13 protein-coding genes are annotated in these 17453 nt (G+C 57.5%); 6 read left to right on the top strand and 7 right to left on the bottom strand.

The window, feature by feature from the left end:
- Positions 1 to 141: 141 nt before the first annotated feature.
- The 3 genes from ACEPLT_RS14410 (at position 142) to ACEPLT_RS14400 (ending at position 2808) form a co-directional block, all read left to right on the top strand.
- Positions 142 to 288: a DUF2256 domain-containing protein gene (locus tag ACEPLT_RS14410; RefSeq protein ID WP_071530926.1), complete on the top strand. Its 147-nt coding sequence runs from the start codon at positions 142 to 144 to the stop codon at positions 286 to 288.
- Complete coding sequence (locus ACEPLT_RS14405) at positions 285 to 1814, top strand: cryptochrome/photolyase family protein (protein ID WP_232928704.1); 1530 nt, start codon at positions 285 to 287, stop codon at positions 1812 to 1814. Before ACEPLT_RS14410 ends, ACEPLT_RS14405 begins: the two co-directional genes overlap by 4 nt.
- A 94-nt stretch (positions 1815 to 1908) precedes the next feature.
- Positions 1909 to 2808 carry a LysR family transcriptional regulator gene (locus tag ACEPLT_RS14400; RefSeq protein ID WP_232928702.1) on the top strand — a complete coding sequence of 300 codons (900 nt, stop codon included), beginning with the start codon at positions 1909 to 1911 and terminating at the stop codon, positions 2806 to 2808.
- Here the strand turns inward: ACEPLT_RS14400 and ACEPLT_RS14395 are convergent.
- The 3 genes from ACEPLT_RS14395 to ACEPLT_RS14385 all read right to left on the bottom strand — a co-directional run bounded on the left by ACEPLT_RS14395 (position 2783) and on the right by ACEPLT_RS14385 (position 6460).
- Positions 2783 to 3571, bottom strand: a complete 789-nt coding sequence (locus tag ACEPLT_RS14395; protein WP_232928700.1) for a substrate-binding domain-containing protein — start codon at positions 3569 to 3571, stop codon at positions 2783 to 2785. The genes ACEPLT_RS14400 and ACEPLT_RS14395 overlap by 26 nt on opposite strands.
- Complete coding sequence (gene tcuC, locus ACEPLT_RS14390; protein WP_032675135.1) at positions 3568 to 4881, bottom strand: MFS transporter; 1314 nt, start codon at positions 4879 to 4881, stop codon at positions 3568 to 3570. Before tcuC ends, ACEPLT_RS14395 begins: the two co-directional genes overlap by 4 nt.
- 280 nt (positions 4882 to 5161) lie before the next feature.
- Positions 5162 to 6460 (bottom strand): serine hydrolase domain-containing protein, encoded by a 1299-nt coding sequence (locus ACEPLT_RS14385; RefSeq protein WP_232928695.1) that lies wholly within the window; start codon positions 6458 to 6460, stop codon positions 5162 to 5164.
- 106 nt (positions 6461 to 6566) lie between these two features.
- On the opposite strand from ACEPLT_RS14385, the gene ACEPLT_RS14380 reads away from it, so the two are divergent.
- On the top strand, positions 6567 to 7460 hold the full coding sequence (locus ACEPLT_RS14380) for a LysR family transcriptional regulator (protein WP_032675132.1): 894 nt from the start codon (positions 6567 to 6569) through the stop codon (positions 7458 to 7460).
- Here the strand turns inward: ACEPLT_RS14380 and fumA are convergent.
- On the bottom strand, positions 7449 to 9098 hold the full coding sequence (gene fumA / locus ACEPLT_RS14375; protein ID WP_032663255.1) for a class I fumarate hydratase FumA: 1650 nt from the start codon (positions 9096 to 9098) through the stop codon (positions 7449 to 7451). The two genes, ACEPLT_RS14380 and fumA, sit on opposite strands and share 12 nt — an antisense overlap.
- 52 nt (positions 9099 to 9150) lie before the next feature.
- Positions 9151 to 10659: an anion permease gene (locus tag ACEPLT_RS14370; protein WP_008500292.1), complete on the bottom strand. Its 1509-nt coding sequence runs from the start codon at positions 10657 to 10659 to the stop codon at positions 9151 to 9153.
- Between the two features lie 609 nt (positions 10660 to 11268).
- Between ACEPLT_RS14370 and ACEPLT_RS14365 the strand changes: the two genes are divergently transcribed.
- A complete protein-coding gene (locus tag ACEPLT_RS14365) occupies positions 11269 to 14049 on the top strand; it encodes a flavocytochrome c (protein ID WP_232928693.1) in 2781 nt (926 codons plus the stop codon).
- A 94-nt stretch (positions 14050 to 14143) separates the two neighbouring features.
- Positions 14144 to 15106, top strand: coding sequence for an FAD:protein FMN transferase (locus tag ACEPLT_RS14360; RefSeq protein WP_032652579.1), 963 nt, complete (start codon positions 14144 to 14146; stop codon positions 15104 to 15106).
- On the opposite strand, the gene dcuR is transcribed toward ACEPLT_RS14360, so the two are convergent.
- Positions 15087 to 15806, bottom strand: coding sequence for a two-component system response regulator DcuR (dcuR, locus tag ACEPLT_RS14355; RefSeq protein ID WP_008500296.1), 720 nt, complete (start codon positions 15804 to 15806; stop codon positions 15087 to 15089). The two genes, ACEPLT_RS14360 and dcuR, sit on opposite strands and share 20 nt — an antisense overlap.
- Entirely contained in the window at positions 15803 to 17419 is a 1617-nt protein-coding gene (locus ACEPLT_RS14350) for a sensor histidine kinase (protein WP_032675130.1), read from the bottom strand. The genes dcuR and ACEPLT_RS14350 overlap by 4 nt, the downstream gene beginning before the upstream one ends.
- Positions 17420 to 17453: the final 34 nt, after the last annotated feature.

Genomic DNA, 17453 nt, shown 5'->3' with positions numbered 1-17453 from the left:
CTGCGACAAATCCAGCCTGAATAAACTATCATTTCGTACGTAGCGGTGGGTAGCGGTTTGCGGGCATCACCTTCATTTTGTGAAGTCTGTCGTAGCCTTTATCCGCAGGTGGGGTGAATAAATCAGTACGGTATTGAAAAGATGAGCGATTTCAAAGGTAACAAGCAGGACCTGCCCAGTCGACTGTGCGTGCACTGCCAGCGGCCCATGACGTGGCGCAAGAAATGGGCGAAATGCTGGAATGAGGTTAAATACTGTTCTGAGCGCTGTCGCAGGAGCCACCGTTGACCGAGCTACGTCTGATCCTGGGCGACCAGCTTAATCCGCATCACAGCTGGTTTGATACCTGCAGTCCGAACATCATTTACGTGATGCTGGAACTCCGGGCAGAAACCGCCTATGTGCTTCATCACGCCCAGAAAGTTATCGCTATCTTCGCCGCCATGCGCGCGTTTGCCTCTGCATTAAAGGAGAAGGGGCATCGGGTGAGGTATGTCCGACTTTCTGACAGCTCGAACCGCGGCGCGCTGGAAGACAATGTCAACGCGCTTGTCGCGCATTACGGCGCGGGCAGGGTGATATGGCAGGAGCCCGACGAATGGCGTCTTGATACGCAGCTGCAGGCGTGGGCGAAAACGGTCTCCGTTGAAACGGCCTGCGTCAGCAGCGAGCATTTCTTCACCACTCGGGAACAGGTCAGCGCGTTCTTTGCGTCGCGCAAAAGCTGGCGAATGGAGTACTTTTACCGGGAAATGCGTCGTCGGCACGGCGTCCTGTTAACCTCTGAAGGCGAGCCGGAAGGGGGGAAATGGAATTTCGATGCTGAAAACCGCAAGCGCTGGTCCGGCGAGCCTCCCGCGCCGGGGGACGCGCGTCCTTGCCACGATCGTTCCGTCTTATGGGCGGAGATCCAGCGCTGCGGCGTAAAGACCTTCGGCGAACCGCAGGCCGACAATTTTCGCTGGCCGCTCAACCGTGCGGAAGCCAAAGCCAGGCTGGATGAATTTATCACGCACGTGCTCCCGCAGTTTGGAAACTGGCAGGACGCGATGCACACGGAGGAACCTTTTCTTTTCCATTCGTTAATTTCGTTTGCGCTGAATACAAAGATGCTTAATCCGCGGGAAGTGGTTGCCGCCGCCCAGCAGGCGTGGCGTTTGGGCCACGCGCCGCTGCCTGCCGTCGAAGGGTTTATCCGGCAAATTCTCGGCTGGCGGGAGTATGTGCGCGGGATCTACTGGTCGCAGATGCCCGGCTATCGGGAGCTGAATGCCTTAGACCAGCACGCCCCGCTGCCGGACTGGTTCTGGACGGGCAAGACGCAGATGCGCTGCCTGGCGCATGCCGTTGGGCAGTCGCTCACCGAGGCTTACGCCCACCATATCCAGCGCCTGATGGTCATTGGAAACTTTAGCCTGCTCAGCGGCCTGTCGCCGCAGGCGGTTCATGAATGGTATCTGGGCGTCTATATTGACGCCTTTGAGTGGGTGGAACTGCCCAATACCCTCGGCATGAGCCAGTTTGGCGATGGCGGGTTGCTGGCCAGTAAACCCTACGTCTCAAGCGCGTCATATATTCATAAGATGAGTAATTACTGTCAGGGGTGCCGGTATCAGCACAACCAGCGTACCGGAGAGCAGGCCTGCCCCTTCAATGCCCTTTACTGGGACTTCTTTGCGCGCAATCAGGCGCGTCTCGGTAACAATCCCCGCCTGGGCATTGTCTTTAAACAGCTTGCGGACATGACGGAAGAGGATCGGCAGGCCATTACCGACCGCGCCGGGTACGTCCGTCTGCATCTCAACGACCTCTGATCGGTATTTCAACGCCTGGCCGGTTGCGGCAGGTCAATAAGACGCTATTATTTTTGACTTTGTTGCGTATTCCCTGACAGGACATCCAGACGCCATGCCCGTGAATTTTGACCTTAACGATCTTTATGCTTTCAGAGCGTTAGTGGAATACGGTAACTTCCGTGTCGCCGCTGAATCTATCTGCTTATCCCAGTCGGCGCTGAGCCGCAGGATTGAAAAGCTGGAAGCAGCGCTGGGAAACAGGCTGTTCGATCGCACCACCCGCCGCGTGGCGCTGACGCTCTACGGACAGAACTTTGCCGAGCGCTCCGCGCTGCTGCTCGACAGCGTGGAGTCAATGCTCGCGGATGTCGATAAGGCCAGCGAAGAGCGGACGGGGCTGATCGCGGTTGCCGCGGTACCTTCCGCGGCCTGTTACTTTATGCCCGACGTGATCCGGCGTTTTCAATCTCGGTATCCGCGCGTTCGCATCAAGCTCATCGACAGCAGCGCGGGGAATGTGATTGACGCCGTGGCCCGCAGCCAGGCGGATTTCGGCATCTGCTTCGCAGGAAACCTGCCGTCTGAAATCGAGTTTTTCCCGCTGGTGGAGGATGTCTACGTCGCGGCGTGCCGAAAGGATCACCCCGTGGCGCAGAAGAGTCACCTGACGTGGCAGGCGTTTTATCAGCAGGACTATATCTCCCTCGATAAAACGTCAGGCAACCGCAACCTGCTCGATCGGATGCTGGGGGATATCATTCCCGAGCGCCCCAGCGTCTGCGAAACGCGCCACGTCACCACGATGCTCGGTATGGTAGAGGCGGGGATCGGCATTGCCGCCGTTCCCGCCATGTCGATGCCGACGTCAGAGTACACGCCGCTGACGCATCTGCCGCTGGTGGCGCCGGAAGTGAAACGCACCGTGGGGCTTATCCGGCGCCGGGGGCGCATCCAGTCTTATATCGCGGCTGAACTGGAAAAAGAGATCACCGAGCGGTATCGCCGGACGTAACGGGGATCATCCCCGTCTTCTCGATGACGGCGCGTGAGGGCGGTGAGGCGAGATAGGTCAGCAGCGCTTTCCCCTCCGCGGGATGCTCTGCATGACGGGTGACCGCGCCTGCGAAGCGCGTGATGTACTGCAGATTATCCGGGATTTTACCGATAAAGGTGACGCCCTGAACCGGCAGCAGCTCGCTCACCTGCTGGAAGCCCACGGCGTATTTCCCTTTTGCCACTTCCGAAGCAACCGGAATGCGTTCGACCATCGTTGCTTTAGCCGCCGCCTCCTTTTCAATCCCCAGCTTTTTAAACAACGTCTGGCTGACATACCTGCCGCTGGCGCTGTCTGAATAGGCGATGGAGCTGGCCTGAAGCAGCGCGTTACGTAGCGTCGCCTCGCTGCTGATATCAGGGACATCCGCCCCTTTTTTCACCACCATTCCGACGGGGGAGTCCGCAAGTTCGGTTCGCGAACCCGGCTGGGTCTGGCTGGTTTTTTCGAGCTTCGCCAGCGCATCGCCCACCATAATCACCACGTCGGCTTTCTCGCCGCGCGCGAGCCGGTTTGGGATCGCCTGCGGCGTAGCGCCCATTGACGGACCGGGAATAATCACGATGGTATCGCCGGTCTGGCGTTCATATTCCTGTGCCAGCTTTTCAAGGGCGGCTTTGAAACCGCCTGAAATCATCACTTTCACCTCCTGAGCGCAGGCATTGGCGCTCAGGAACGTCAGCATCAGCGCGGTAACAGTATAACGAGAAGTGCGAGTCATGCGGCCTCCTGCGACTTAACGGTGTTTTGCACCGAAACCGCGCGACGACGGTAAAGGTAGAGGGTTGCCAGCAGGGCACACACCGCGGCGAAGCTCATCCAGTAGCCCGGAGAGGCTTTGTCACCGGTGTATTCAATCAGCGCGGTGGACATCACCGGGGTAAAGCCGCCGAAGATCGCCGTTGCGAGGCTGTAAGCCAGAGAGAACCCTGCCACGCGGACTTCAGCGGGCATAATTTCCGTCAGCGCCGGGATCATCGCCCCGTTATACAGCCCGTACAGGAAGGAGAGCCACAGCAGGACGCTCAGCATCATGGAGAAGCTTGGCGCGTCAGCCAGCAGCGTCAGGGCCGGGTAGCTGGTGGCCAGCGCCAGCAGGGTCATGGCAATCAGCACCGGTTTACGCCCGAAGCGGTCCGACAGCGCGCCGCCCACCGGCAACCAGATGAAGTTAGAGATCGCCACCAGCAGCGTGACCAGCAGGCTGTCTGACGCGCTCAGCATCAGCACCTTTTTACCAAAGGTGGGCGCATAAACGGTGATCAGATAAAAGGCCGTGGTGGTCATTGCCACCATCAGCATGCCCGCGACCACTACCTGCCAGTTCGCGAGCAGCGTTTTAAAGACCTGGCGCATCTCCAGGTGATGGCGGCGCGCGCTGAACTCTTCCGTCTCCTCCAGCTTGCGGCGCAGGAAAAAGATAAACGGCACGATTAAACAGCCGAACAGGAACGGGATGCGCCAGCCCCATTCGCGAATGGCGCTCTCTTCCAGCACCGCGTTCAGCGCAAAGCCCATTGCGGCGGCGACCATAATGGCGACCTGCTGGCTACCGGACTGCCAGCTGGTGTAAAAGCCCTTGCGGCCCGGCGTGGCGATTTCCGCGAGATAGACCGACACGCCCCCAAGCTCCGCGCCGGCGGAAAAGCCCTGCAGCAGACGGCCCGTCAGCACCAGCAGCGGCGCCCAGAGACCAATACTTTGATAAGACGGGATCAGCACGATCAGGAAGGTGCCTGCCGCCATAATGGAAAGCGTCACTATTAGCCCTTTGCGGCGGCCAACCTTGTCAATATAAGCCCCCAGCACAATGGCGCCGATTGGACGCATCAAAAAGCCCGCGCCGAAGACGGCAAAGGTCATCATCAGCGACGCAAATTCACTGCTCGCCGGGAAGAACGTGTGGGCGATGTAGGTGGCATAGAAGCCGAACAGAAAGAAATCGAATTGCTCAAGAAAGTTGCCGGACGTGACGCGAAGTATCGCGCCCGCCTTCGACCGTACGGTTGCAGGTGAGGTTGAGGAAAACATGGTTATCTCCAGTTTATTGTTGACGTTTTACGCGTCTGTTTCTGAAAACTGGATCAGGATGAGGAATTAGATAAGCGCAAATGCCGCATCGACTGATGCATTTCTTGCATGAATATAATCCGGCGAATAAATACAATTAATGGCAACAATAACTTAACAAAATGTTGGCTTTTTATTCACCAATATTCTGTAAGTCTCTGATATTGCGATTTTGTGATGTGGCGCAGAGGCGCGTTTCAGAATGAGCCGGGTAACCGCGTCATTACCCGGCGGAGGCCATTTAGCGCAGCGCCCTGGCAATCGCGCTAAACATCAGAGAGGCTTCCAGCGGCTGGGCGCTGAAGGACGGTTCCGCCTGCGGCCAGGTAGACCACTGGACGATGACCAGATTTTCCTTCGGGTTCACCACGATCATCTGTCCGAAAATGCCCAGCGCCCAGAGCGAACCTTTCAGCGAATCCTGTGCCGTCGGCTCTACGCCCGCGGCGTTGGCGGGCACTTCATTGTTCCACCACTGATAGCCGTACAGCCCCTCGGGATGGGCGTCTGATACCGAGCCTTTGGCCTTCGTCCAGCCTGACGACTGCCGGATCCAGTTTTCCGGCAGGATGGTCTTACCGTTCGGTAACGTACCGTTGTTCAGGATAAATTGCCCGAAGCGTCCCCAGTCCTCCAGTGTGGCGTTAAAGCCGTGCGCGCCGACGTCGTGCTGGCCTTTGCTGTAGGCATGCCATACGCCGTCGCTCGCCATGCCGTAAGGCTGCCAGATGCTTTTCTCCAGATAGGCTGCGAGCGTCATGCCGGTGGCCCGCTCCAGCACGTCACCCAGCAGCCAGGCGCCACCCGAAGAGTAAGACCAGTTCTCTCCGGCCGGGTGCGCCCTGCGCAGCCCCTTCACCAGCTTGCGCACGCAGTCATAGGTACCCGGCTTCGCCTCGCACTCGGTGAGCTGCGCAAAGTCGGAGTGGGGGTTGGTGTAATCCTCGTTCCAGGCCACGCCGGAGGTATGGGTGATCAGCTGCTTAAGCGTCACGCCGTCCCACGCGGTGCCTTTCAGGTCGGGTTCATACCGCGTGACCAGGTCGTCGAGCGAGTGAATTTTTCCCTCTTTGAGGGCCACGCCCACCAGCGCCGATACCACCGATTTCCCAACCGAGCGCGAGGTCCAGAGCGTCGAGTCGGTATTGCCCTCTCCAAGATACTTCCAGGCGATTTTGCCGTCCTTCAGCACCAGCATGCCGCTGACGTTCTGCCGCTGGAGGTAGTCCTTAAGGCCGTAGCGCCTGCCGTTGACCTGATAGTGTGCGTCCGTGAGCGGCTTGTCCGACATTTCCAGCGGCACAGCGTTACCGTGGCGGAAAACATCCCCGGTGTAGTTGCGGTAGTCATTGCGAAAGCCCACCACGCGATCGGCCTGACTCCAGGTGAGCATCTTATGGGTGTCAGGCAGCGTGGTGTCGAAGGGGGCAGGGCAGGCGCTGAGGTCGGTACCTTTACAGGCCGCCACTGCCGCAGGGGAGAGCAGGGTGCTAAAGACAAGGCCCGCCAGCAGAGCATGGTTTACTTTTCTGTTTTTCATATCCGTCTCTTACAGGTTAAGAACGGCTTCAGTTTAAAAACCCCGGGGCTATAATAAAAAACACGTAGTGGGGGAAAATCCCCCTAAAAAACAGAGGGAGCGTAGCGTGGCGGGACTGATTTATTCTTTTGCACAGCTCGAGGCTTTTACCGCCGTGGCCGAGAATGGGAGCCTCAGTAAAGCCGCGGTGGCGCTGAAGAAGGACCGCACGACGCTTCGCGATCTGGTTGATTTTCTTGAGGATGGGTTGGGCTACGCGCTGTTTATTCGCGACGGCCGCACCCTGCGGCTCACGCCCGAAGGGGAACAGCTTCAGCGCCAGGCGCACCTCCTGATGCGGCAGGTAAAAGCCTTTGAGGCGTTTGCCAGAGAGGTGCCGCACGGTGCCACGCAGGACCTGACGCTGGTCTACGATCCTTTTACGCCCAGAGCCTTTCTGCACGGGGTGATTGCTGACATGGCGGTGCGAAAAATCCGCCTGAGCCTTATCTGCGCCTCGCGGGATGAATCGGAACGGCTGCTGGCGAATAACGACGCGGATCTGGCCATCTGCCAGGCGCGCAACCGCAGCGTGGGCAACGACATGGAGTGGCGGGCCCTGGGTGCCATCGAGATGGATTTTTATGCCGCCAGCGGGCTGTTTGCGGACAGTGCTTCCCCTCTGTCGCTGCTCGATCTCTCCCTGGTACCTCAGGTCGTCATGCACCCCGCCTCGGACGAGCCGGTGGCGCGCCGCCTGCAGATTTCCGGGCATACCCTCTTTACCAATGAGCCGGAGATGCTGCGCGGTCTGCTGGAGCGCGGCTGCGGCTGGGGATTCTTACCGACGCATTTTCACGCCGGGCAGTGGCAAAACGTAAAAAGGCTGCACACCGAAGTGGGCAGCCAGGGGATTGGTCAGACGATGGTCACCATCTGGAAGCCGGGGAGCGACAAGCGCAGCACAATCGCTGAAACGCTGTCGCTCTTGCCGGACGTATGGAAGCACTCAGCGCTGTGAACAGCCTTTACACTGCTGGTTCTGGATCTGCTGGAAGAAATCGTTGCCTTTGTCATCCACCAGGATAAACGCCGGGAAGTTCTCGACCTCGATCTTCCAGATAGCTTCCATGCCCAGCTCAGGATACGCCACGCACTCCAGGCTCTTGATGCTGTTTTGCGCCAGCACCGCCGCCGGGCCGCCGATGCTGCCCAGGTAGAAGCCGCCGTGCTTATGGCAGGCGTCCGTCACCTGCTGGCTGCGGTTGCCTTTCGCCAGCATGATCATGCTCGCGCCGTGGGACTGCAGTAAGTCCACATACGAATCCATGCGCCCTGCCGTGGTTGGGCCGAGTGAGCCAGACGCGTAGCCTTCCGGCGTTTTGGCCGGGCCCGCGTAGTAGATCGGGTGATCTTTGACGTACTGCGGCAGTTCCTCACCGTTGTCGATTAGCTCTTTCAGCTTCGCGTGGGCGATGTCGCGCGCCACGATGATGGTCCCGTTCAGCGACAGGCGGGTAGAGACCGGGTGCGCGGAAAGCTGCGCCAGGATCTCATTCATCGGCTTGTTCAGATCGATGCTGACCACGTCGCCTTCACCCTGCTGGCGCAGTGATTCAGGAATGTACTGGCCCGGGTTGTGCTCCAGCTTCTCAATCCAGATCCCGTCGCGGTTGATTTTCGCTTTGATGTTGCGGTCCGCGGAGCAGGAGACCCCCATGCCGATAGGGCAGGAGGCGCCGTGGCGCGGCAGGCGGATCACGCGGATGTCGTGGGCGAAGTATTTACCGCCAAACTGCGCGCCGAGGCCGAGGTTCTGGGCTTCCTGGAGCAGCTCCTGTTCGAGCTGAACGTCGCGGAACGCCTGGCCGTGTTCGTTACCTTCCGTTGGCAGCGCGTCGTAGTAGCGCGTGGAGGCCAGCTTCACGGTTTTCAACGTGGCTTCCGCCGAGGTGCCGCCGATCACGAACGCGATATGGTACGGCGGGCAGGCCGCGGTACCGAGAGTGCGCATCTTCTCAACCAGATAGTTTTTCAGCTTCGCCGGGGTGATCAGCGCTTTGGTTTCCTGGTAGAGATAGGTTTTGTTGGCAGAGCCGCCGCCTTTAGCCATGCACAGGAATTTGTACTCATCGCCGTCAACGCTGTAGAGGTCAATCTGCGCCGGCAGGTTGGTGCCGGTGTTCACCTCTTTATACATATCCAGTGCCGCGTTCTGGGAGTAGCGCAGGTTGTCTTCAATGTAGGTGTTATACACGCCCTGGCTCAGGGCCGCTTCGTCACCGCCGCCGGTCCAGACGCGCTGGCCTTTTTTACCCATGATGATCGCCGTGCCGGTATCCTGGCAGGTTGGCAGCACGCCTTTAGCGGCGATTTCAGAGTTACGCAGGAACTGCAGGGCAACGTACTTATCGTTCTGGCTCGCTTCCGGGTCGTTAAGAATGGCGGCGACCTGCTTCTGATGGGAAGGACGCAGCATAAATGCGGCGTCGTGGAAGGCCTGCTGTGCCAGCAGCGTCAGCGCCTCTGGCTCGACTTTCAGGACTTCCTGACCGTCGAACTCGGCAACGGAAACGTGCTCTTTGGTCAGCAGATAGTATTCGGTGTCGTCGTGCGCCAGTGGGAAGGGGTTTTGATAAAAAAACGGTTTGTTTGACATAGCTTGCTCCAAAAAAATAAAACCGCCGGAGGAGAAGTCCGGCGGTCAGGAATCAGAACATCATGGACATCCACGGATAGCCAATCAGCAGCAGGGCCGCCAGGAAGATGGCACCGAAGATGGTGCCGAGGCGCCAGTAGTCTTTGGTTGGCAGGTAGCCGCTACCGTAGTAGATCGGGCTTGGGCCAGTGCCGTACGGGGTGATGATCCCCATCACGCCCAGCGAGGTCACCATCAGCAGAACGAACACTTCCATATTCATGCCCGGGATGGTGGAGGCGATGGTCAGCATCGCTGGCAGCAGCGCCGTGGTGTGCGCGGTGGTGCTGGCAAACAGGTAGTGCAGCAGGTAGAACGCCAGCAGCAGCACGATGGTCGCTACGCCCGGAGAGATACCGCTCATCAGCAGACCACCTTCTTTACCTAACCAGCTGATAAAGCCGGTAGAGGAGAGGCCATCTGCCAGCGCCACCAGGGTGGCGAACCAGACGAAGGTGTTCCACGCGGCTTTATTACCGGTGATGTCGTTCCACTCCAGCACGCCGGTCCACAGCATCAGGCCGACGATGAGCAGGGCAGCCATAGCCGGTTCAATCCACGCGGCGGCAAAGATCCACATCAGCAGCGCACAGCATACGAACACCAGCAGCAGGATTTCATTGCGGGACAGTTTGCCCAGTTTTTCCAGTTCACGGGTCGCCCACAGCGGCACTTCGTTGTTTACCTTCACTTCAGGCGGGTAGAACCAGTAGGCCAGCAGCGGCATGGCCAGAATCAGCAGGATACCCAGCGGCAGGAAGGCGAGGAACCAGGTCCCCCAGGAGATATCGATTCCAACCGTACTTTTCACCAGCGCCAGGGCCAGCAGGTTCGGCGCAAGTGCGGAGAGGAACATTGAGCTGGTGATACAGGCCGCGGTGATCGCCACCCACATCAGATACGAACCAATCTTACGCGCGCTTGGGTCGTTCGGTTTTGAACCGTACAGCGGCGGCAGGTTAGCGATGATCGGGTAGATGGTCCCGCCGCTGCGCGCGGTGTTGGACGGGGTGAACGGTGCCAGCAGCAGGTCAGCAAACGTAATCGCGTAACCGAGCGTCAGGCTGCGACGGCCGAGGTATTTCACCAGAATCAGCGCCAGACGGCGGCCGAAGCGGGTTTTGTCATAGCCTGCGGCGAACATAAAGGCACCGAAAATCAGCCAGACGGTAGAGTTACCAAACCCGCTCACCGCCCATTTAAAGGAGGCGCCCGCCAGCTTGAATTTCGGATCAGCCAACTGTTCAGGGCTGAACAGCACCCACTGGCTGCACAGGGCAATGGCGACCACGCCGGTCAGACCGATCACCGCACCCGGCAGCGGTTCGAAGATCAAACCGACGATCACGCCAACGAAGATAGCGAAATAGTGCCACGCGTAAGGAGGCAGGCCTTCCGGTACCGGAACAAACAGCAGCAGTACGGCGACGATGACGGGCAGTGCCATCATCAGCAGACGTTTTGCGTTTCCATTTGATGCCTGGTTCGCCACAGGGGGCGTTACAGCAGTTTTTGTATTCATAGTTTCACGTCTTAAGTTGTCAAAGATTCGGTCGTACTGAAAAACAAAATCACTTTCTTAAGTTTCTTTGCTTTTTTTAGTTATTAAAGGTGCGATTTTGTATTTTCGGTAATAGTAATTTAACGCTTTTGTGGAGGCGCTAAATTAAAAATTGATGATGTTTTTATATTGCGCTTTTGGATGCCATAACTATTGATCGCGATCAAAAAAATAGAATTGCAGCGTTATTTTTATGCTTTTATTAATAACCACTCTGGCGTATGTGGGTATTCCTTTTTTTATTGGTTTATTTTATCATTTTTGTAACATTTTTATTTTCTTTGATTATATAAGTGTTTGTTTTATTTGGTTTTTTTAGTGGTTTGGAGAAGTGGTTTTACCAATCATTATTTAACGAATTTTAAATTATTGTGAATGGCTAAATGACATTCGCTAACACCAATGTGTTAATTGTGTTATTGCAGGGATTAAATAGTTTTTTAACTAACGTAATAACTTTAGAAACTAAAAAAATCATTATATTAATATCATGACATCGGCAAATAACGACGAACTAAAAAATCAATCCGATAACGAATTCTTAATTTTAAAAAGTTTGGAGTTTCAATTATGAGCACTAACGAACGTATTCTTAGCCCCTTCACATTACCGAATGGCACTGAACTGAAAAACCGTTTGTTAATGGCCCCTATGACCACCTGCACCGGCTATTACGACGGCACCGTCACCAGCGAACTGGTGGAGTACTATCGTGCCCGTTCCGGAAGCATCGGTACCATTATTGTGGAGTGCTGCTTCGTCGACGATCTCGGTCTCGCCTTCCCGGGCGCGATCGGGATTGATAATGACGAGAAAATTGCCGGGCTGGCGAAAATCGCGGAGGCGATCAAATCCAAAGGATCTAAAGCCCTGCTGCAGATCTACCACGGCGGCCGCATGGTCGACCCGAAACTGATCGGTGGCCGTACGCCGGTTGGCCCAAGCGCTGTTGCCGCGCCGCGTGAGGGCGCAGCAACGCCAGTGGCACTGACTGGCGAAGAAGTCGAAGGCATGATCGGCAAGTTTGGTGAAGCGGTGCGCCGCGCCATCCAGGCCGGCTTCGACGGCGTGGAAATCCACGGGGCAAACACCTATCTGATTCAGCAGTTCTATTCGCCAAACTCTAACCAGCGCGATGACGAGTGGGGCGGTAGCCGCGACAACCGCGCGAAGTTCCCGCTGGCAGTACTGGATATCACCCACAAAATGGTGCGCCAGTACGCGGACGACGCCTTTATTATTGGCTACCGCTTCTCTCCTGAAGAGCTTGAAGTGCCGGGCATCCGCTTTGAAGACACCATGTATCTGCTGGAAAAACTGGCGGCTCGCGGCGTGGACTACCTCCACTTCTCCGTCGGCGCGACCCTGCGTCCTTCCATTGTTGACACCCAGGACCCGACGCCGCTGATCGAAAAATACTGCGCGATGCGTTCTGAAACGCTGGCTCAGGTACCGGTGATGGGCGTGGGCGGCGTGGTGAATGCCGCCGATGCCAATGAAGCGCTGGACCACGGTTACGACCTGATTGCCGTTGGCCGTGCCACCATCGCTTACCCGGACTGGACCGACCGCATCGCGGCCGGGGAAAACCTGGAGCTGTTTATGGACAGCACCCAGCGCGAGGCGCTGAACATTCCTGAGCCGCTGTGGCGCTTCTCGCTGGTGGAAGCGATGATCCGCGACATGAGCATGGGCGAATCGAAATTCAAACCGGGCATGTTTACTGAGAAGGTGCAGGACGACGCGAACGAGCTGGTGATTAACGTCAGTCTGGAAACTGACCGCATTGCAGACATCGAGCTGGCCTCTGGCCCGAGCGAAGACGTTGAGTTTGTCACCAGCTTTGAAGAGATCCGCACTCGCATTCTGGATGCCAACACCCCGCACGTGGATGCCATCACCGGCGCAACCAGCCAGAGCGAGGCGGTGAAGAAAGCGGTCTCTAAAGCGATGCTGAAATCCAGCAAAGCGCTGGCCGCGGAAGAGGGCGTTGACCCGAACGAAACCCGCAGCGTGGACGTGGTGGTTGTCGGCAGCGGCGGCGCCGGTCTGGCGGCGGCGATTCAGGCGCACGACGAAGGCGCGAGCGTGCTGATTGTTGAGAAAATGCCAACCATCGGTGGCAACACCATTAAAGCCTCTGCCGGGATGAACGCCGCAGAAACCCGCTTCCAGCGCGTGAAGGGCATTCAGGACAGCAAAGAGCTGTTCTACCAGGAAAGCCTGAAAGGTGGCGGCAACAAGAACAACCCGGAACTGCTGCACCGCTTCGTTGAGAACGCGCCGCAGGCGATTGAATGGCTGGCAACCCGCGGCATCATGCTGAACGACATCACCACCACCGGCGGGATGAGCATTGACCGTACCCACCGTCCAAAAGACGGCTCAGCGGTCGGCGGCTACCTGATCAGCGGCCTGGTGCGTAACGTCAACAAACGCAACATCGAGGTGATGCTGGATACCTCCGTCAGCGACATCCTCTTCGAAAACGGTGAAGTCACCGGCGTGCGCCTGACCACCGAAGAGAACGAAACCCTCACCGTGGCAGCGAAAAGCGTGATTGTCGCCACCGGCGGCTTCAGCGCTAACAGCCAGATGGTGGTGAAATACCGCCCTGACCTGGAAGGGTTCGTTACCACCAACCATAAAGGGGCGACCGGCGGCGGCATCGCGCTGCTGGAGCGTATCGGGGCAGGTACCGTGGATATGGGGGAAATTCAAATTCACCCAACCGTGGAACAGAAAACCTCATACCTGATTTCCGAATCCATCCGCGGCGGCGGGGCGATTCTGGTCAATCAGAAAGGGGAACGCTTCTACAACGAAATGTCGACCCGCGATAAAGTCTCGGCGTCAATCATCGCCCTGCCGGAGAAATACGCGTACATCGTCTTTGACGAGCATGTTCGCGCCAAAAACAAAGCCGCGGATGAGTACATCGCTAAAGGCTTCGTGACCAGCGCCAGCTCGCCAAAAGCGCTGGCGGAAGCGCTCGGCATGGATTACCACGCTTTCCCGGCGACCCTGGAACGTTACAACGGTTTCGTTGAAAAACAGCACGATGACGACTTTGGACGTACCACCGCGCTGCGTGCGCCAATCAATGAAGGGCCATTCTACGCCATTCAGATTGCACCGGGCGTGCACCACACCATGGGCGGCGTGACCATCAACACCGAAACCTGCGTGCTGGACAGCAACCACAACGTGCTGCCAGGTGCGTTTGCGGCCGGTGAAGTGGTCGGCGGGATCCACGGCGGCAACCGTATCGGCGGTAACGCAGTGGCAGATATCATCATTTTTGGTACCCTTGCAGGACATCAGGCGGCTCTGCGTTCGAAAAAGATGTAAGGCACCTGCTTCCCAGGCCGGATACGCACAGCGCTATCCGGCATTTTCCCCGGCGGCGCGGAGCTTGCCGGGGCTACTTCTGAGGACTCCTGCCATGCCTGATAGCCATCGCGTTTACAGCTACTCCGCCGTCCTGATGGGGTCACCCATCCTCCTGAAGCTCTTCTCCCATGACGAAGCCCTCGCGTCCCGCGTGTTTCGTCTGATCAAACAGTACGAAGATCTGCTCACCGTTAACCGCGCGCACTCGCAGGTGATGGACATTAACCATGCGGCGGGCCAGCGTCCGGTCACCGTCAGTCGGCCGGTGTTTGATCTGATCCGCTGTGCAAAAGCGGCAAGCCTGCTTAAGGAGAGCGCCTTTAATCTGGCGATCGGTCCGCTGGTGAAGCGCTGGAAAATTGGCTTTCAGGGGGACAGCGTTCCGCCTGCCGATGAAATCGCGTCGCTGCTGGCGATAACCCGGCCCGAGGATGTTCTTCTTGATGAGGCCAGCAGCAGCGTGTTTCTGACCAGAGCGGGGATGGAGATCGATCTGGGGGCGATTGCCAAAGGCTATATCGCCGACCGGGTGCGGGATTACCTGCATAAAGAGGGCGCGGAGCTGGGGCTGATTAACCTCGGCGGCAACATTCAGACGTTAGGCTCGCCGGAAGGGGGCTGGAGCGTCGGGCTGAAAAAACCGTTCGCCGGAGATGCGCTGATCGGCACGATGATCGTTGAGAACGTGTCCGTCGTCACGTCGGGAACGTACGAGCGCTATTTTGAACAAGACGGCAAACGCTATCACCATATCCTCGATCCGCGCACCGGATATCCGCTGGACAACGAACTGGACAGCGTGACCATCATTTCCAAAGATTCCATCGACGGCGATATCTGGACCACGCTGATGTACGGCATGGGCGTGGAGAAGGGCTGTGCCGTGCTGCGTGCGCGCCCCGACATTGTGGCCATCTTTGTGACCAAAACAAAAGAAGTGGTGTTCTCTTCAGCACACCACTTCCGCTTTACCCTGCTGGATGATACCTACCGCGTTACTGACAGTACTGCTTGAGCAGGCCCGTTTGCTCCGGCTGGAGACGGTAGCGATACACCGGACGCCCGGTGGCGCCGTAGTGAATGCTGGTGAACAGAATATTAATTTGCGCCAGCCAGATCAGGTATTTGCGGCAGGACACGCGGGAAATATTGACCGCGTTTGCCAGATCGTCGGTGGAAAACTCCGTCTCCGGGTGAGCGTCAATCCACTGGCAAATCGTGCGCAGCGTTTGCGGCGTTAACCCTTTCGGCAGCTTTTTGCTGTCCGCCAGTTCCGGCGCCCCGCCGTGGATCAGCCGGTCGACGTCCGCCTGCTCGTAATATTGGTGCGACCCCATCAGGCTGTGCTTTGCCTTCCAGCCGTTCAGCGCCTCTTCAAAGCGTGGGAACTGGAACGGCTTTATCAGATAATCCACCACGCCGTAATGGATGGAGGTCTGGATCGTCGCGGCGTCGGCGGCCGAGGAGATCATGATCACGTCGATTGGGCGGCCGGATGCGCGAATCACGGGCAGCAGATCCAGCCCGTTATCCTGCTGCATATAGACATCCAGCAGCACCAGATCGACGGGCTGGCTGGGGTTATTAATGATGGCCTCGGCCTGGCTTAGCGTGGAGGCGACGCCGCAGCAGCTAAAGCCTTCAACACGGTTGACATACAGACGGTTGAGGTCGGCTACCATGGCGTCATCATCGACAATTAACACATTTATCACGCGATTTTCCTCTCGCTATCCCAGGGGATGTGAACAAAAAATTGGGTAAATACGCCGGGCTCAGACTCGACGGAGATATCGCCGCCAAGGTTCTGAATCTGCTGGCGAGCAAGGAACAGCCCAACGCCGCGGTTTTCACCTTTTGTTGAGAAGCCCTTTGTAAAAATAGACTCCAGCTGAGTGGGATCAATGCCGGGGCCATCGTCGCTGACTTCACAGCTGAGCCAGCCATTCTGATAATGCAGCAGCAGGCCAATCTCACCTTCCTGCTGTCCTTCCATCGCGTCGAGCGCGTTTTCAATGAGGTTGCCCAGCGCGGTGATCAGCACCGCGACCTGCTCTTCACTTGCGGTATCTGGTATCTGGCTTTCATCCGCCAGCGTCAGGGTGACGCCCGCTTCTTTCGCCCGGTTGATTTTACCCAGCAGGAACCCGGCTACCACCGGGGATTTTACCTTGCTCTGTATCGTACCGATATCCGTCTGGTAATGATGCGCCGTCTGCAGGATGTACTCTTCCAGCTTGTCGTAGCGCTTCATGTGCAGCAGGCCCAGGATCACATGCAGTTTATTCATAAACTCGTGTGTATGGGCGCGCAGGGCATCGACGTAATTCACCATGCCATCAATACGCTGCATCAGCTGGCTGATTTCCGTTTTATCACGGAAGGTGGTGATGGCGCCGATCACCCGATCCTGACTTTTCACCGGGACCATGTTGCACAGCAATAGCCGGCCGTTGCAGCTGATCTCCTGATCCTGGCGCGCGACGCCCGTCTTCGAGACGTCACGCAGACTGGCCAGCAGGGGGGCGCTGGTGTTTTCGGTCTGCTTGCCGGACGGGAGAAGCAATATTTCTCTGGCGGTCTGATTGATCATCGTCACGCGCCCGTGAATATCAACTGCCAGAACCCCCTCACGAAGCGACTGCAGCATCGCCTGGCGTTGTTCGAACAGGGCGGAAATTTCGTAGGGTTCGAGTCCGAACAGGATGCGTTTCAGGACCCGCACCAGACCCCAAATCGCCATCGAACTCATAAAAATGCTGAACAAAATGGTCCAGACGGCGTTTAGCCGCCCGCGGGTAATCTGCTCTTCCACCTTATTCAGGGAGATACCGACCACTACCACGCCAATCTGCTCGTGCTGGCCGTCGTAGACGGGGGTAAATACGCGCAGCGCTTCGGCGAGCGCGCCCCGGTTAACCGATACGTTCTCTTTGCCTTCCAGCGCGGGCGTTAAATCGTCGCCGATAAAATGCAGCCCGAGCAGCGCCTCGTTCGGGTGAGAATAGCGGATCCCGCGCATATCGGTGACCACGGTGAACAGCAGATCGTTTCGTTTCGTCACCGCCTGGGCGATGGGCTGAATAATATTCTCCTGCGGCGCCTGCATCAGGCCGCGCTGTATCTCGGGGCTGTCGGCGAGGGTGCGGGCAATGCCGAGCGCGGTGTCTTTGACATCATCGCGTGTGGCGCGGGTGATCTGCACCGAATAGAGCGCAAAGACCACCAGCAGCACTGAGCCGATAATCGCGCATACCATCAGCGTGACCAGCGTATTGAGTTTCATGGGGCGCTTGCGCGTCGGAAGGAAAGGCTGCAAATCGCTCATCAATACTCCGCGATGATTAAGTAAGGGGGTAATT

Source organism: Enterobacter sp. fkY84-1, from assembly GCF_052974705.1.
This window is presented reverse-complemented; position numbering and strand designations above follow the sequence as displayed.

Excerpts from the sequence above, each read along its gene's own strand:
- ACEPLT_RS14365 (WP_232928693.1), top strand. The coding sequence starts at position 11,269 with ATGAGCACTAACGAACGTATTCTTAGCCCCTTCACATTACCGAATGGC.
- ACEPLT_RS14350 (WP_032675130.1), bottom strand. The coding sequence starts at position 17,419 with ATGAGCGATTTGCAGCCTTTCCTTCCGACGCGCAAGCGCCCCATGAAA.
- ACEPLT_RS14410 (WP_071530926.1), top strand. The coding sequence starts at position 142 with ATGAGCGATTTCAAAGGTAACAAGCAGGACCTGCCCAGTCGACTGTGC.
- ACEPLT_RS14360 (WP_032652579.1), top strand. The coding sequence starts at position 14,144 with ATGCCTGATAGCCATCGCGTTTACAGCTACTCCGCCGTCCTGATGGGG.
- fumA (WP_032663255.1), bottom strand. The coding sequence starts at position 9,098 with ATGTCAAACAAACCGTTTTTTTATCAAAACCCCTTCCCACTGGCGCAC.
- ACEPLT_RS14400 (WP_232928702.1), top strand. The coding sequence starts at position 1,909 with ATGCCCGTGAATTTTGACCTTAACGATCTTTATGCTTTCAGAGCGTTA.
- tcuC (WP_032675135.1), bottom strand. The coding sequence starts at position 4,881 with ATGTTTTCCTCAACCTCACCTGCAACCGTACGGTCGAAGGCGGGCGCG.
- ACEPLT_RS14385 (WP_232928695.1), bottom strand. The coding sequence starts at position 6,460 with ATGAAAAACAGAAAAGTAAACCATGCTCTGCTGGCGGGCCTTGTCTTT.
- ACEPLT_RS14370 (WP_008500292.1), bottom strand. The coding sequence starts at position 10,659 with ATGAATACAAAAACTGCTGTAACGCCCCCTGTGGCGAACCAGGCATCA.
- ACEPLT_RS14395 (WP_232928700.1), bottom strand. The coding sequence starts at position 3,571 with ATGACTCGCACTTCTCGTTATACTGTTACCGCGCTGATGCTGACGTTC.